This is a genomic window from Rhodococcus sp. T2V (genome assembly GCF_029269925.1).
Taxonomy (GTDB): Bacteria; Actinomycetota; Actinomycetes; order Mycobacteriales; family Mycobacteriaceae; genus Rhodococcus_F; species Rhodococcus_F koreensis.
The window spans coordinates 1-16,261 of the sequence record NZ_JARJBD010000046.1 but is presented as its reverse complement, the minus strand read 5'-3'; the positions used below and the strand labels follow the sequence as shown (position 1 = coordinate 16,261).

Genomic DNA, 16,261 nt, shown 5'->3' with positions numbered 1-16,261 from the left:
AATGCAAAACATAACGTTGTAAGAAGAACATAGACCAACAGTGTCTTACGCCGAAGAGAGTATCGCAACAGCGCGTGGTCAGTACCGACAGATGCTTTGCAGTCGATCTTCTTGGACTCCCAAATGCGTCCCATTATCATCCCATAAGCGATTGTCGATCAGCATGGGGTGGTTTGTACTACCTAAGTACTTGATTGTGGGATGCTAGTGGGATGCAGTTGGGACGAGGTAGAGACCATTATGCAGTGCTTATCGAGCTCGCTTTAGATGCTTTCATCATCATTCTTAATAACTATGCTTTGTGCGGTAGATCTTCGCCTTAGAAAGTTTTGGGACGATCGCATAACTACGGATGACACCCCTATCGTCCGATGTCATCATGTTCGTATGACGGTGCCAAACGGTGAGGGCCTCGAACTTGGCCGTCCGTGGATCGAAGATCTGCGCTGGCACCGCGATCAATACAGACAGTCACGCTTCCAATGGAGCGGCAGTGAGGCGCTCCTCGCGGCTACAGAATTCACCCACGGGCGCCAGGACTTCACCTCCCTGAAGGATCTGCACGAGCTGAACCAGGGCCGGCGCGCTGCCACTGAATACGCCGCAGTCTGTCAACGCGCGTTCGGAGAGGCCGTCAGGCAGTCGCGTCGGACTATCTGCCCGACCTCCTGGGGCGCTGTCGCCATCGAACTGGATTCGACAGTCAACGAATGTTCGGCCAGCTCCCACTTTGCGACCTGGTCGAGCCCTGCAGACAGAACAAACACCCAGGTGGATCGGGTTCAACGTATTGTCGACGGCCTCTACTTCTCGAACCCTCTGATCCGGGCCTGGGAGCTCAAGCAGCTCTGGGACCTGTACACGGCCGCCGAGAACATTCTCGAGGACACCTTGATCGACCTCATTGTCGAACTCGACGGACATCGTCGAGCTCAGGACATTGCCGATGCGATCGGCGTCTTCACCGTGGCGGGGCTCAGCCATCGGATAGACCTCCAACGAAGCCAACGCGGCGCCGTCGGCGATCCCCGCAGAACACCGCATCAGTACAGGTAGAACCTAAATCTGCATCTGTTCACGCATGTGTTCACGCAACACTTTCCTCATACGTTCACGCGTGTAGACCATCCCCGTGGGGCATTTGCCCTGTGCCGCGCTCGACGTTCGATCCGCAGAGTTTTCCGCTCGGGCGCCAGTGCGATCTCACGCACTGCACCTGGCACCGAAATACGGCACCCCATCACGCATTTGATTCAGTTCGCCCCCTCGTGCCCGAACCAGCAGCAACGTACGTACCAGCTCACGTCCTACAACCAGTGGTGTTACCCGCATCGATGACAGGGCAAGTTCACGCGCACGTACCGGTATTTCCTCCCGCGTCTTATCACTTACTCCGACACGTGTCGGTACCTGCATACAGTCACGTGCAATACATCGCGGTTAGTCACGCCTACTCCAACGTAGGTTGTCCCGCTTAGCATTCCGCATGCAACCATGCGTGCCTTCACGCCATGCCTCACGCAGTCCTTCACGCATGGTGTCCCGTTGTTATTCAAGCGCGTTCACACGCGTTACTACTTGCATCTCATCACGCTGTACTTTCCGCCTTTTATCAGGCTGGTTCTCACGCGTGACCACATGCGTTTCTACCTGCAGTTAGCCACGCGTGCCCTCACGCCTATCTCCAGGCCCGTTACCACGTCGACCGAACCGCGTTACCTCACGCGGTCAAGCAGGCCCGTTACCACGTCGACCGAAACGCGTTACCTCACGCAGTCAAGCAGGCCAGTGCGCACGCCTGCCAGCACGCCAAACCCCACGCCTAACTGCCAGCCTTGACTCATACGGTTAACCCCGTCGCATCCCACGCGTTTGCTCACGCAGAGCTACCTACGGTTCACCCCGCGTGGCATACAGCAAGTTGTCCAGGAATCCTGCTAGCTTCTCTGGGAACCACTCGTCACAACCAATGTCCAATGGGAGAACTGCCATGTCCATGCATGTCGTCGCGACCTCAACTGCGGAGCAGCAGGAACTGCCGGTGTCGTTCGGATTCTTCAACGGCAAGGGGGGAGTGGGAAAGACAAGCTGTGCCGCCAACTGCGGCGGACTCCTTGCCGCCGCCGGATACCGAGTCCTGATCGGTGACTTCGACCCCCAGGGGAACCTGTGCCGCGATCTGGGCTACGCCAAGCACGACGGATCTGAACTGTTCACCGCGCTCCTGCAAGGGTCCGCACCCCCGATCGTCCACAATGTCGGCGGCCGCGAGAATCTCGATGTGATACCGGGTGGTTCCGCGATGTTCGACCTGGCGGCGGTCATGGTCTCCCGACAGCAGCGTCAGGGCGGTAAGCGGCTCGGCCAGCTCGTTCGCGCCATGCTCCTGCAGGTTGCGCACAACTATGACGTGATCATCTTCGACACTCCGCCCGGTGATTTGACCATCATGGAGGCGCTGATGGAGGTCGTCCAGGCCGTGGTCATCCCGGTCAGGGCAGACGATGCAAGCCTCGACGGGTTGGAGACTATTGCTGGCCAGTTCTCGGCGACACGGGATGGTGATCCAGACCGCAATCTGCCGGCTGTCAACCCACGGCTGCAGTTGGCAGGTATCTGCTTGTTCGGTGTGGGTTCGCGTTCAACCAAGCTCACGGCGAAGATCCGCGAGTCCGTCAACGAGATGATCGGGGATGCCGCCCCCATCTTCGAATCCCGGATCCGGACGATGGAATCTACTGCCTATGATGCCCGCCGGGAGGGCTTGCTGGTCCATGAGCTGGAACAGCAGACCGAAGTCGCCAAAGTCGCTCGTTTCGCCGCACTGAAGAAGGGCGCCAAGCCGACGGATCAGATACTTTCGCGCAATGCGTCCGGGTTGGCCGAGGACTATGCAGAACTGACACGCGAAATCCTCGTGCGCCTGTCGACCATCAGCGAGGAGGTGGCGTCGGCATGACCGAAACCAGCACTCCCCGCCGCAAGAGCCTTGCCAATGCTTTCGCTCCGAAAGGTAACCGCGCGGAGGGTTTGGCCGGCCTCCTTCCGACTGCCGGCAGCCCCACCCAGCCTCGGCCTTCTACCCCGATCACCGAGGTAGAACCAGCCACGGAGGAGTCGCGGCCTGTCGAGAAGGCGCCTGCAGCGCAGGAGCCGCCACAAGCTCAGGCCAAATCACCCGCTCCTACTACTACGGCGCCCGTGCCTGTTCGCTCCGAGCCGGCCAGTAAGCCAGAACCAACCCCACCACCTGCACCCGTCGAGACGCAGGATCCAATCTATGAGCCTGCCTCGGACCCGACCCCGGTCCTCGACGATGATGTCGAACCTTCTACGGAAATTGGGAAGGTGACCGTGACGGCCTATCTGGATCGCGCCACGCGTGATGCACTGCAGAGCCGCGCGGCCGAACGTAGGTGTGATCACGCTGATGTGGCTATCGAGGCATTCGATTCTGTGGGGATCGCGGGACTTCGCAGCCTGTTCCAGCCGGTGGCTCGGCGATCCGCGGCCGGGATCCCGATGCATCAGGAGCCATTTGCGGTCAAGGGTCCCGTTGAGACGTGGTTCCGGTTCACGACGGCTCAGCGAGACTGGCTTGACGCTCAGGTGAAGGTGGTCGGATCGAAGTCTCGGAGCCGGCTTCTCGCTGGTGTCTTGTCGCTGCATCTTCGGACTGCGTCTCGGTAGCGACGATGGGGTAGGGCGACGGGGGAGTAGAGCCTTCGCCGCCCTACCTCTCAGTCGATTCTTGACAGCTCATCGGTGGTGCGTACGAAGACATGTCAGGTGTCTTTGAACCCACTCCCCACCCCACTCCCCACCCCACTCCCCACCGCCGTGGGGAGTGGTTTTTACCGTTTGATCAGGCTTTTCTTCCCACTCCCCCCACTCCCCACCGATTCGCCCCGCAGGTCACACGTAGGGGTTGTTGTTCATCAGAAACCGCGGTGGGGCGAGTTTGGTCAAACAGTCCATGCGCCGCGGCATGATGCGGCGACGAAGATCTTGTTTCCCATCTGTCACACAGCGCTGGGTCGAAGGATCTTCCTCAAACCAGAAGCAGATTTTTGGTGAAGGTGAGGGGATGCACGATGAACGGCGACACACCGATAACACGTCATTCAACGTTTCCGAAGCAGTTTCTGTTTAGGCTCTTCGCATGGGACGGCCACACAAGGGAACGCGCAAGTGCATATCAGTTCGTGCACCCCTTCAACAGCACAGCTTCTACGAAGCACGCGCCGAAGAGCTCGGACTCGAGCTCGGCGACTACGCCCTGCTCGTCATGGCCCGTGCGTACAACCTGGATGTCCCCGACTACATCCTCAAGAAGTTGGACCCGGAAAAACTACGGGCGCACGACGAGCGCTATGCGGTCTCCGATTCGTCCGACAACGAACTTTCAATCTCGGCATGACCTGGCCATAGATAGCGAAAGACCCCCACTGCTTGCCGGCCTGCGGGGGTCCTTCGTTCCGTTGATTACGAACTGAGTCCTGGAGGGGACCTGGTTCATAAATACGAGTCCTGGAGGGGACCTGTGCCCATACTAACCCGGGCCGCACCGCGCTTGCCAGATCTCGTGGCGCGTGTGTCTGAGGCGGCTTCGTGACTGCTATCACTGCTGGAACCATTCAGATCGGTCGGATGTCGTCATTCGACCGGGTTCGTGCTGCTGCCGAACGCAATGGCGGGGTCAACGAACGCGGCTCGACCCAACTGATGGCGCGGTGCCCGATCCATGGAGACCGTCACGCGTCGATGTCCGTGACCTGGGTCGATGGGCATCGGGGAGGAATGGTGCTGCTTCACTGCCACGGCTGTGAAGCTCCCGTGTCGGAGATCGCCGAGGGTCTGGGTTTGTCGATGACCGACCTCTTCGACGAACCGCTGCCTGATCGCGATGCGCTTACACGCGTAGGCCGATCTCCCCAACGACGTGGTGCCGGGCGGCGCCGGCCGAAGGGTGGACGACTTCCCGCCCGGATCGCGCTTCCGGACACACCTGATGCTCAACACCGGTGGGATCGAGTCAAGGTCTACTCGTATGTATCTGCAGACGGCACTTTGGTGCAGGAGGTAATCCGCGAGGAATGCACGAGCTGTGAAGTTGGCCGGCACAAGCAGTTCCGACAGGTTTTCGTCGACGCGGCAGGGGCTCGGCTCAGACGTAAGCCGGACGACTTTGAACCTGTCTTGTATCGACTACCGGAACTGCTGTCGGCAATCTCGCTCAATTCACCCGTGTGGCTACTTGAGGGTGAAAAGGATGTCGAGACAGCCGAATCGCTTGGACTGGTAGCCACAACCAATGCTCAAGGCGGACTGAACTTCCCCCCGTCGTGCGCTGACCTTTTCGAAGGCGCTGAGGTTCGCATCGTGCTCGATCGCGACTCCGTCGGATGGAAGCGGGGTATCGAACTCGCATCTCTGTTGGGTGGCAGTGGCGCCCAGGTCCAACTCTTGCTGTCCGCAACAGCGGCACCCAAATCTGATTTCACTGACCACGTCGATGACGGCCATTGGTCGACCGACTCGACGTGGGGTGGCCTCATCCCTGTTCGGGCTGGGGAAGTCGCTGCCCACGGCTTCGCTGCCGACGCAATCGAGAAGCAAGCACTCATCGAACTTGCGCTGGCAGAGGCGACCGCCAGAGCTGACCGTGCACATGAGCGGGACGGAGACGAAGAGTTCCGACGCGCACAGCGGTGGGCGCTCGAATCGGAGCGACGTTTCGAAGATCTGACTGAACTTCTGGACAAAGTTCGACAGCAGGCCGCGGCTGAAGGCACCGATTGGGCGGGAGAAGCGGTCGAGAATGCCACGACCGCATGGCGTGCCGCGCTCGTTGCAGCTCGGGCCACACACGATGTCGCGCGAGTTCCTATTCCACCGATTCTGCAAGACCCCGACCTTGAGCCCGCACCGGGGGCGATTCAGAACTCTCGCAGCCCCGTTGATTCACAGTCGGTCCGGTCTGGCTCGGAAAGCCTAGCTACGCCACTGAACACGATCCGTGGGCGCAACGTTATTGCTCCGGTGTATCGGATCATTGACGGGAACTTGGTCGAAATCGTCACAACCAAGAGCGGCGATCAACAGGCGAAACTCGTACTGGACCTCGATGCCCGGATCGTTGAGATGGAGTATCTCGAAGTTGCCGATGCGGGTATCGACGTCGACGAGCCGGAATTGATGGGCCGAGCGGCGATGGCCGGTCAGAGTGAAGTCAATCCCTCCGCACCTCAAGAACTCACCGCAGTGGTTATCGGCTACACCCATCCGGAGAGCCGAGAGTTTCTGCGGATCCGAATCCCGGCGAAGGAGTACCGGGATTGCGGCTGGGTCGATACCTTGCCGGGCCCCCCTGCCTACGACTCTCGCCCCAGCGGAGTGGCGAAGCTGCGAGATGCACTCAAGGGCGCAGGTGGGCGCGAAATCCGACGGGTCGTGCGATACCGATCTACAGGGTGGCGCCGCGATGAGCAGGGCAAGTGTTTCTTCGTTCACGCTGGGGGAGCCATCGACGAGAACGGCGGACGGGTCGCCCCTGTTCTGCTGACAGGCCCCCTCAAGATGTACGACCTTCCCGCACCCACGCCCGACCCGGTAAGGATCCGAGAAGCATTCCTTCTACATTCCGGCTCGATGCTCGAACGCACCCCGACGCGGGTTTCGGCCGCTCTACTTGGGCATGTATTCAGGTCCGCATTGGGTCCGAACCCATGGGTTCTTACGTTGGTCGGATCGCCTGGTAGCTACAAGACCTCACTCGCGTCATTGGCGATGCACCACTGGGGAGAGAAGTGGGATCGGCGGCGACCTGCGACATCGATGTCGGGCAACGGCGACACATTGAATGCGTTGCGCATCAAGCTTAACGCCGCAAAAGATGCTCTGTACTGGGCGGATGATGTCGCACCAACCCGAGATTTCGGGACTGCGCAGAAGGCGCTCGAGGAGTTCGCTCGATTGGTGCACAACGGTGAGCAACGCTCGCGAAGCACACGTGATGGTCTCGGAGTTCTGGACGGAACCCCGCCACGCGCGTCTGCGTTAGTTACCTCCGAGATCATGCCGCGGCCAGGATCTGCAGCTCAGCGGATGCTCGTGGTGCCGCTGCAGGCGCGGGAAATCGAACTGGACGTCTTGAAGGAACTCGATACGGCGCATTCCCGTCATGGCCGTGCCTTGTTGATGGCCACGTACCTGCAATGGTTATGCCCGAGGTTGGACAATGTCCGGGCTGAGGCGTTTGCCGAAGGTGAGCGCTATAGCGAGCGTTTGCGCATGAGTGGTGAAAGTGTTCGTCAGGCAGACGCTTTGGGGTCTCTGTGGGCGGGCTGGCATGCGATGTCTCGTTTCCTTGTTGATGTGGGGGCGTTGACGGAGAACGAGGTCGCGCAGGTCGGGGACCTGGTCACGATGGGCTTGTCTGATGCCGCTGCTGCGGCCACTGACCCGGATCTGCCGATGCGGACCGGTGCGCGAGTACGGGAGTTGTTGGTACACGCACTGAGAAATGGTCACGCCTACGTGGAGGACGTCGACACCGGACAAGCTCCAGCGGATTGGTCGATGGCTGCATGTCTTGGATGGCGGCGCAGTGTGGTAGGTGAAACATCCGACGGCACTCCTCGATGGCGTGCGGAAGGTCGTGGCGTTCGATTGGGATATGTCGTGGCCAACCCCCGGCCGTGCGATGGTCAACCACAGGTCTTGTTGGACCCGATGGCCCTCGAACAGGTGTTGAAAGCCACTGGTCAGACGATGACTGATACTTTGCAGATCGATCGCGGTACCGCCTTGAGAGCTCTCTATGACGAGGGCGTGCTGATCGCGGAGGAGCGGAAAGGCAGAATGCCGCGGTACACGGTGCAGCGGACGGTCAAGTGCGAAAACCGCAGGCAGCGCATGGTTGCACTGCGGCTGCACAAGTTGCTCGGTACCGATGGTCCGGAAGACCAAGTAACCAGCGATGCAGGATCGAGTGCCCCGACACCCGGCGGCGATTCGAGCGACTTTTCCGCGCCTGAGGTCTTCGGTGGCTCGGCTCTCTTCGATGGTTGGCTTGCCGATTCGAACAGTCCAGGGTCCGGGGCAGCTTCGGGTGATCCGTCCATCGAAGTCATGAGCCTGACCAGCTCTCATTCTGAACAGGAGCCTGAGATGGCTATCGAGACCGATGCCGAGGGGCATTCCGCTGATGGAGTGCAGATTTCACCGGTTTCCGCCTGCGCCCTGTGTGGCGGCGAGGACGCCGGATGGCAGATCGATGGCTTGGTGATGCACCTTCCCTGCTGGTGGCAGAGCACCGCCGCCACCCGATCGGCAGCTGCAGCATCCGGCGACACAGTCGGACAGGTTTCGCCAATGGTGGTGGACGAGCCGGTGGCGGCTCCCGTAGAAACGACGTCTTCTGAGACTGCTGCTGCAGCACCGCCGGCCCCCGTCGAAGCGCCAGCCCTCGTCGAGACGGCGGAGACCGCGCAGCAGCCGACCACGACAACCCCGGCGCCGAACCGTGCAGCAGAAGAAGCACCGACCACCTTCACCGCACCCGCGGCAGTACTCGACGTCGATGGTGCATGGCTTCCCGACGGCACCCGTCACGACCTTGCCTCGCAGATCGCCCATGTCGGCGATGTCGCGGAGCTCGTAGCGACGTTGAACCTCGGCACGTGGACGTCAGACAAATGGTCGGTGCCTGGGCAGATCTGGATCACCGACGCGATGGCGCAGCACGTGGGAATCGACACCAGCAGTTTGGGCAAGCGCAATCGAAACGACCGGCTCAAGGAACTGACCGCACAGTCTCCGTTCGTCGCAGAGGCTCTCTCCGAGGGCTGGCAGCTCGGCGGTAAGGAGGGGGATCGGCTCGGCACGTGGACCCGCGTGTGGAAGGGCGAGACCCGTGGTGTCTGGGTGGCACTGGTCTCCGGCATGAGCCAGGACCCCAAGGAGATGCCCATTCTTGGTGACTCGCCGGCGCCCTCCACTCTGGCGCGACGCCTGTCACTGCTTGCAGGTGCTCTGCGTTTCCCCTGGGCTCTGAGCCCGGCATCGACGGGCATCGATCTGATGATTGCCGCCCGGCCGAAGGAGTGGAAGCGCGTATTCGCATCCTCCGATGCCGAGTTCGCCAAGAAGTTCCAGATCTTCGAAGCGGATATCGACTGGTCACGGAGCTTGTCCGACGACGAAGCGAAGTGCCGTTACGTCCATGCCTTCGACCGCGGCGGTTCGTACGCGGCAGGAATCGCCGGCCTCGAACTTCCGATCGGCGAACCTGTGCATCATTCGAACGGACTGCCGTTCGATCGCAAGCTCCCGGGGTATTGGCTCGTGGAGATCCCCGAGTGCGCGGACTGGCGGCTCCCGAATCCACTCAACCCGATGGGCTTGTCAATTTCCGAGCCGAAGTGGGTGACTACGCCCACCCTCGAACGCGCCAGCAGTCTAGGGTACGAACCAGAGATTCTGGAGGCCTACGTGTGGCCTGATCACGGACGGGTCCTCGTTCCGTGGTACGAACGGATCCGGGATGCGCGCACCGTCTTGGACGTCAAGGACGATCTCGACGCGCAGTTGGCGCGCGAACAGAACAAAGTCATCTACACACATACGATCGGCATTCTCAATTCCGATCTGCACTTGGCAGGACGCCCAGGATATTCACCGGAGCGTCACCACCACATCGTTGCCAAGTCGCGGGCCAACATCATGTACCGGATAGCTCAGATCGGCGAAGAGACCGGACAATGGCCCGTCGCAGTCACCAAGGACACCGTGCTCTACGTATCGGATGAATCCGATCCCCAGCTTGCGTGGCCTGGAGAATCGAAGCAATTCGGACGTGGTTTCGGCCAGTACAAGCCGGAAGGATCCGCACTCCTCGCTGAACATCAGCAGTACCTGGACGGCAAGGGCTACCGGGGCAAGTCAGATCTGATCGCACCGGCTGAGTGGATGTCTGCCGACACCGGCTCGGGAAGTGACTCGTGATGGCACGGAAGCCCCTCAGCCGCACTGCCTATTCGCGGATCGCCGACAGTCTGGCGGACTACGGCTCTGTGGTGGACAACCAGATCAATGTCGTAAGAGCCGCCAAGGAACTTCGTGTTACCCAGACAGCGGTACGTGAAGTGCTGCGCGCTGAGCGCGGAAAGATGCAATCGGAATTTTTCGGCAAGCTGACCGGACGCCGAGGCGCCGACACTTCCGGTCGACCTGGATCCGCCAACCTCAAGGCTCAGCTACTGGCCGCCTACGGGCCCGGCAAACGGAGCGAGATCAACACTGCCGCCGCAGCACGCGATCTTGGGGTCTCTCGACGGACCGTGGAACGCTGGTTGGCACCTGAAGGTCGGCAGCGAATCGCCAAACCGCGAGCCGAGACCCTCAAAGCCCTAGCCCACAAGGCCAAACGAGCGGCATCTACGCAGAGCGCACGCCGCGCGGCGATGTCGACTATGCGGAGCAGCAAGCAAGGTAAGGCGCTGGCCAAATACGGCGCCAAGATCAGGATCGATGCTGTTCAGGGTCCGGGACCGCGGGAGTATGCCCGGGATCGGCTGATTACCTTGGCGCTGACGCCCGACCAGGTCGAGGCGATGTGGAATGCGTATGAACGCGGTGGCGATAAGGGAATGACCGACTGGATGAACAAGCGAGCGCAGGACTACGTCGGTGGGTGGGAGTTCTTTCAAATTAACAGCTTCGACGTGGAACGGTGAGTTGTGGTCGTCCATCGAGGGCCTCGCTGGACGCGCAAACGTCTGGAGACGATGCTCCTGACCTGTTACGGCGAAACTGCGCGTGGAAGTGTTGACGTGCAGGCGGTCGCGGACGCTATGCATGTCTCGCCCCGTACCGTTAGGCGATGGTTGGCCGGCTCCAACCGACAGTTGGCGGCCGTCCCACATCGTCGACTCGAGCAGCTGCGTCTGCCGGCCGCCGAGTCTGAGTTGCGGGGCCGGCAGCAGGCCGACTACGCCCGTGAGGCGATCGCCCAGATCGCGCTCCCGAAGGACAAGGGAATTTTGCCTGTTTGGCGTGAGCGGGGTTGGCTTCAGCCACATGTCGTGGCGATTCTTGACATCGCTGGCAAGCCCTGGAACCAGATTGTGATCAGCAATGGTTCGGCCCGCTCGATGAGTGAGTTTCGACGCCGCGGCTCCATTGTCGATGTCACGACGGTGCCGACGCGTTTTCATGGTGTGGTGCTTGTTCAGGAGGTGCTCGATGAGGTCGAGCCGTGGAGGTTGCATCCGCTCTCGGAGTTGCTTCCTCATGGTCGTACGCATGTGTGGTCGAACGACGCGCCGGCAGTCGATCTGTCGGTGTTTGCTGTGTCGAAGGAGTTGAGATGACAAACGAGAAGGGTGTGAATATGGACGACCAAGCTAGCTCTGTCGAGAAACGCGCCAAGGCACTGCTTTCGGAGTTCGTGCTCGATAACGACGCCGAGGGGGCGCACCGTCGTAAGGTCGATCTTTCGTGGTCATCGTCGGGCCGCTCAATGCCGTGATCGATTCGGTGGGGCCGCGCCCATGGTTGCGTGTGAAAGATCCGCAGCCGTTGCCCGAGGCGTCGAAGCCAGCATTCTTGGCGCGTCAACTGCGTGAGCTGGACGAGAACAGCCTCGGCCGGCTGATACGCGATCACCTTGTGCCGCTCAGTTCGGACCGCAGTTACCGCACGCGGTGGAACGGATTCTGGTCGTCGCTCGGGTTCGATCCGGTGCTGCGTGACCGCGCGGCGGGGATCATCAACGATTTTCTCGATCTCGCTGAGGGAGCGCTCGAAGCCGACGATCAGGATGACAATCAGACTAAGCGCACCGAGAAGTTCTTCGACCGGTGCGAGGGTGCGCTCGATCGGATCCTGAAGCGCGAGGACGAACCGCTCGCCTGGGCTGGTGCGGCAGCGATGACGTTCAATCCGCCGGCTCGGGCAGTGATTGATCAGCTCGTGTCTGCCATCGAGCAGCACCGAAGCGATCTGGACAACGAAGCTCTGTGGGCGACACTCGACAGCGTCCGGAAGCATTCCCTGGGCGGATCTGGACCGCGGAAACGTCGGTCTCAACGCTGAGATAGTCAGTCGGTTACAAGGTCAGTCACTCGCTAGACACCAACGTCCCCGGCACCGGGTGTGCCGGGGACGTTTTCACTGTTCAGGGGCTGTTTTTGATGGTGTGTGCGGGTAGATTCGGTGTTGTCCTGTTGAAGGGCGGACTGACCATCTGCCCCTTGTTTTGGAAGTTGGTCTGGCATGCTGACGATTTCACATAGTGCGTCCGAAGGAACCTTGATAGAGGGGACGTCGCGCGGCGATGGTACGAACGAGGTGTTGAAAGCACTGGGATGGCGGTGGTTTCGTTCTCTTGGGACCTGGGGAATCCGGGGGAGCCGGGATCGGGCGCCGAAGTTGCACTTGATCGAGAGCACTGCGGCGGCGTTGCGCGCTGCTGGGTTCGAGGTACAGATTGAGATCGATGTCACGGCGCGGCCAACTGCCGAGGTCGAGGCCGATCGGATTGAGCGTCAGGCGGGCCGCGTCGCTGCACTCGAAGATATGGCGCAGCGACGAGCCGACCAGGCCGATCAGGCATGGGAGGCTGACCGGCGCGCACACGATGCGCTTCCGGACGGTGGCGAACCGGTTCATGTGGGGCACACCGTTCGGAGAGCCGACACCGGAGAGCTATCGAGACCGCGCATCGCACGCTCGGGCAGGCCGTGGCTGCCGAGGAGGGTGCGAAGGAGGCTCGGCGGCGGGCTGAGTCGGCGGCGGTGACGACGTCGGCTCGGTACGACCCTGAGACGGTCAAGAACCGTATCGACTCGCTGCAGGCGAGACAGCGTGCAGATCAGCGGCTTTTGGACGGGCACGAACGGACATTGTTCGTCGTGCGGGGAGTCAGGCAGGTCGAGAAGACTGCGCCGATCGAGGGCGCTTACCGGGAATCGGTTATTGCTCGGATGGAGGAACGCGCAGATCAGATCTCGTATTGGGAGGGAGTTCGCGCGGAGCAGATCGCATCGGGGCAAGCGACGAACTACGGGCCCGAAGACATCGCGAAGGGTGATCAGGTTCAGCGTCGCGGCCAGTGGTACAGGGTCGTTCGTGTGAACAGGAAGACTGTAAGCATCCCCTCGATCGTGGGTGGGGGCTGGACCGACAAGGTGGCGTATCACGAGCTCAGCGGCCATATCCGCGCCGAGGCTCAGAAAGAGCCGGCGGAGACCTGGGTCGACGTGGAGGAAGCCCGGTTATGAATCAGTTCAGATCCGAGATCCACAGTGGCGAGTTTCGGCGCTCACGGCACTACCCGGTTTCTCGGCGGGTGGAAAATGCCGCGGCACAGGCGTTTATCGAGTGCAGTCCAGGTTCGGAGTGGCCTCCGGTGAACACTCAGTTCGCCGATGTCTTCCGCCTGGCGGCCTGGCGCCTTCTGGTGCCGATCGAGACGGTCGCGGCGCTGGACTGCTCGACGCTGACCGGGCGGGACTGGTCAGCGCTGGCGCCGGACGCGCGATCGGAGTGGATCGATCGGGCGCGCGCGAGCACTGCTCGGCTCACGCGCATGCCGCATTGGAAACGGCTCAGTTGCACAGCCTGATTGAGCGTGACTCGGTGGTGTCCAGCCTGTAGCCGCGCGGCCGGCCGCTGGGCGCCCCCGAGTCGGTTTCTGCCGGCGTCCCCGGCACCGGGTGTGCCGGAGACGTTTTCGCTGTTCTGGGGGTGTTTTTGTTAGTGGGTTGGGCTAGTTTTCGAGGTGCAGTAAGTCCAAATTTCAGCGGGTGAGTCTGACCAGCTCACCCACCGACCCAGAGGGGTTTGTGTGATGGAACCGATTCGTATCAGTTCGGCAGTGGATGCGGCCGCGTTGGCGGTGAGTCTGGCGGGGCATTTGCCGACGTCGGAGGTTGTGGTGGCTCCCCTTGATGAGAAGGCGTTCGGGACGGTGTTGCTTGCCCAGCTTCCCGAAGTTGTTTCGGAAGCCGATCGTCAGGAGTGGGTCGAGGTCGCACGCGAGCGTGTCGGTGACATCGAGGCGCTTCTGGTGGTGGTGTTCGGCTCACCGGCCCACGCCGAGCTGGTGGTGCAGGCGCTTCGCGAGGCGGCGCCCGATCGGGCGTTTCACGTCTTCGCGTATTTCCGGGGCCAGGCTCGGCGGTTTCATCCGCTGCCGGGGGAGTGGGAATCCGGCGACCTGGCATCGCATCCGGTCGTGACGCTGGCCTTGACGGAGAGCAAGGTACGGCTGCAGACGCGGGGGGAGATCCGTGCAGGGTTTGCACCGGCTCAGCTCGGCGAGGAGCGAGCACGGGCGGTCACCGAGGCCGCCACTGCGGAAGTGACCCGGCTGGGCGGTAAAGATGCGTTCAGGGCGGCGGAGGAGCTCTCCCGTGATGTCATCGCCCGGTACCTCGAGGAGTACGAGGCTCGCGGAGTGTGCGTCAGCGATGAGCATGCGGCGCGGTTGGTGGCGGCGGCCTGGCATACGCCGGTGCGGGATGTGCTGTTGTCGGGCATCACGGTCGAGGATGGTCGGGCGCTGGGCGAGATGTGGCGGCAGGTTGGGGCCGTGACGATGCGGTATCCGGCGGCCGCCCCGCTGATCTTGGCGGGGGCCAGCTTCTGGGTCGGTCGGGACGCGGTAGCGGCCCGGGAGGCGATCTCTGCCGGACTTGAGGCGTTCCCGGATCACCGCTTCGGTCAGGTGATGGAGCAGATCCTCGACGCCGGATTGAACCCGTCCGTGTGGGACCAGTTGTGCGCGGCCGTACGTGTGGCCGAGGGTGTCGCCGACCGGTAGTCCAGTGCGGTTGTGACCGGTGGCCGGCCCCCGACTGGCCACCGGTCACAGCTGTGTGCGCCTATGTCCCCGGCACCGGGTGTGCCGGGGACATAGGCGCAGTTCAATGCGGGTTTTTGTCGGACGCTTCGGCTAGGTTTTGAGGTGTTCGTGAGTCCAATCCACGGGTGAGTCTGACCAACTCACCCACCCGACCCAGAGGGGTTTGCTGTGAGTGTTTTTCGTATGTCTTCGCCGTCCGATGTTGTTGCCGGTGCGGTCGCGTTGGGCGGTCATCTTCCAGTCGACGAGGTCGCGGTGATGAGCCTTGACCGGCACCCGGCGGCGGTGATGCTGGTCCAGTTGGGTGACGATGCCGAGCGGGAGTCGGGGCGCATCTTGGACGCCCTCGAGAGCGCCGCACCGTTCAAGGAGAGCCAGTCGATGCTGGCGGTGGTGTTCGGCCCGGCCGACCGGGGTGATGTGGTGGGCGCGATCCTCGAGCGGCTTCGCCCCGATGCGGTGACCCCGGTGTTCGTGTTCACCGATGGTCTGGTGCGTCAGTGGCACGGGGCCGGGTCCTTGATCGGGCAGCCGGGCATCCCGGTCGATCTGGCGGCGCACCCGATCATCGCCGAGGCACTCGTGGTCGGTTCCACCACGCTCATGACCCGCGCCGAGATGCGAGCGAGTTTCGCACCGGCCCAGCACGGTCCCGACCGCGCCGCTACGGTGGCCGCTGGTTACGGGCGCGAGCGCGTGATTCTGGCCGCGAGGGACCCGCAGAACGCCGCCGACCGTGCCTACGATTTCGCATTGGCACCGTATGTCGGGGGGACCACCGGAGCGGGGGAGCGGGGCATCAGCGTCACGGACGAGCACGCCGCAACCATCGCGGCCGCGATGCACGATGTGCCGGTGCGCGATCTTCTGTTCGCCCGAATCGACGCACACAACGCCGATGCCGCCGCCGAGGTAATGCGCCAGGTCGGGGCCGTATTGCCCCATGATCTCGCCGGTGCCTTGCTCATTCTCGCCGGAGTGTTTCATTGGGTGAGCCGTCACGCCGCGCTGGCACGTGAGGCGGTGAACGTGGGCCGGGCGCTCGATCCCGCGCACTCCCTCGGGAAGCTGTTCGAGCAGTTTCTCAACCACGGGATGAACCCGGCACTGTGGGAGCAGCTGCGCGCCGCCGCGGTGCGCGCCCATCAGGCCCAGTAGATAACGAATCAGCGATGCGATGACCGAACAGCGCGGTTCCGCACCGCTGGCTTCGGCCAATCCCGTTGGGGATGACCATTTCCGAAGTGTAATTTTGATTGTTCCGGATTCCGTTACACAGCAAGCTAACCCGCGACCCAGCGCGCAGCGCGTGGGTGAATTCCGTTATGGGCGGCTTGCCGCCCAGTCGGTTCAGGCCCCGGGCGCAGCCCGGGGTACCCTCCCCGACGG

General features: G+C 62.0%; 15 protein-coding genes. 14 read left to right on the top strand and 1 reads right to left on the bottom strand.

All coding sequences use genetic code 11. The annotated features are described in order from the left end of the window. Window positions 1-387: 387 nt before the first annotated feature. From P3H15_RS31240 to P3H15_RS31205, 8 genes are all read left to right on the top strand, one after another. Window positions 388-1,056, top strand: a complete 669-nt coding sequence (locus P3H15_RS31240; RefSeq protein ID WP_276140750.1) for a hypothetical protein — start codon at window positions 388-390, stop codon at window positions 1,054-1,056. Between the two features lie 934 nt (window positions 1,057-1,990). After that, window positions 1,991-2,959: a ParA family protein gene (locus tag P3H15_RS31235; RefSeq protein ID WP_276140748.1), complete on the top strand. Its 969-nt coding sequence runs from the start codon at window positions 1,991-1,993 to the stop codon at window positions 2,957-2,959. Between the two features lie 1,203 nt (window positions 2,960-4,162). Then, entirely contained in the window at window positions 4,163-4,420 is a 258-nt protein-coding gene (locus P3H15_RS31230; protein WP_012686736.1) for a hypothetical protein, read from the top strand. A gap of 191 nt (window positions 4,421-4,611) precedes the next feature. After that, complete coding sequence (locus P3H15_RS31225) at window positions 4,612-10,008, top strand: telomere-binding protein (RefSeq protein ID WP_276140747.1); 5,397 nt, start codon at window positions 4,612-4,614, stop codon at window positions 10,006-10,008. Beyond that, window positions 10,008-10,739 carry a terminal protein gene (locus tag P3H15_RS31220; RefSeq protein WP_276140746.1) on the top strand — a complete coding sequence of 244 codons (732 nt, stop codon included), beginning with the start codon at window positions 10,008-10,010 and terminating at the stop codon, window positions 10,737-10,739. The genes P3H15_RS31225 and P3H15_RS31220 overlap by 1 nt, the downstream gene beginning before the upstream one ends. Window positions 10,740-10,742: 3 nt before the next feature. Then, window positions 10,743-11,375, top strand: a complete 633-nt coding sequence (locus P3H15_RS31215; RefSeq protein WP_276140745.1) for a hypothetical protein — start codon at window positions 10,743-10,745, stop codon at window positions 11,373-11,375. Beyond that, window positions 11,372-11,533: a hypothetical protein gene (locus tag P3H15_RS31210; RefSeq protein ID WP_276140744.1), complete on the top strand. Its 162-nt coding sequence runs from the start codon at window positions 11,372-11,374 to the stop codon at window positions 11,531-11,533. The genes P3H15_RS31215 and P3H15_RS31210 overlap by 4 nt, the downstream gene beginning before the upstream one ends. After that, window positions 11,503-12,099, top strand: coding sequence for a hypothetical protein (locus P3H15_RS31205; RefSeq protein ID WP_276140743.1), 597 nt, complete (start codon window positions 11,503-11,505; stop codon window positions 12,097-12,099). The genes P3H15_RS31210 and P3H15_RS31205 overlap by 31 nt, the downstream gene beginning before the upstream one ends. A gap of 192 nt (window positions 12,100-12,291) precedes the next feature. On the opposite strand, the gene P3H15_RS31200 is transcribed toward P3H15_RS31205, so the two are convergent. After that, complete coding sequence (locus P3H15_RS31200; RefSeq protein WP_276140802.1) at window positions 12,292-12,675, bottom strand: hypothetical protein; 384 nt, start codon at window positions 12,673-12,675, stop codon at window positions 12,292-12,294. Between P3H15_RS31200 and P3H15_RS31195 the strand changes: the two genes are divergently transcribed. The 6 genes from P3H15_RS31195 to P3H15_RS31170 all read left to right on the top strand — a co-directional run. After that, on the top strand, window positions 12,583-12,804 hold the full coding sequence (locus tag P3H15_RS31195) for a hypothetical protein (protein WP_276140800.1): 222 nt from the start codon (window positions 12,583-12,585) through the stop codon (window positions 12,802-12,804). The two genes, P3H15_RS31200 and P3H15_RS31195, sit on opposite strands and share 93 nt — an antisense overlap. Then, entirely contained in the window at window positions 12,747-13,286 is a 540-nt protein-coding gene (locus P3H15_RS31190) for a hypothetical protein (RefSeq protein ID WP_369426209.1), read from the top strand. The genes P3H15_RS31195 and P3H15_RS31190 overlap by 58 nt, the downstream gene beginning before the upstream one ends. 128 nt (window positions 13,287-13,414) lie before the next feature. Further along, window positions 13,415-13,630, top strand: a complete 216-nt coding sequence (locus P3H15_RS31185) for a hypothetical protein (RefSeq protein WP_276140742.1) — start codon at window positions 13,415-13,417, stop codon at window positions 13,628-13,630. Window positions 13,631-13,855: 225 nt separating this feature from the next. Continuing rightward, entirely contained in the window at window positions 13,856-14,830 is a 975-nt protein-coding gene (locus P3H15_RS31180) for a DUF4192 family protein (protein ID WP_276140798.1), read from the top strand. 225 nt (window positions 14,831-15,055) lie between these two features. Continuing rightward, window positions 15,056-16,030 carry a DUF4192 domain-containing protein gene (locus P3H15_RS31175; protein ID WP_276140741.1) on the top strand — a complete coding sequence of 325 codons (975 nt, stop codon included), beginning with the start codon at window positions 15,056-15,058 and terminating at the stop codon, window positions 16,028-16,030. A gap of 19 nt (window positions 16,031-16,049) precedes the next feature. Then, the coding region (locus P3H15_RS31170; protein WP_276140740.1) for a hypothetical protein at window positions 16,050-16,261 on the top strand (212 nt) is incomplete at its 3' end.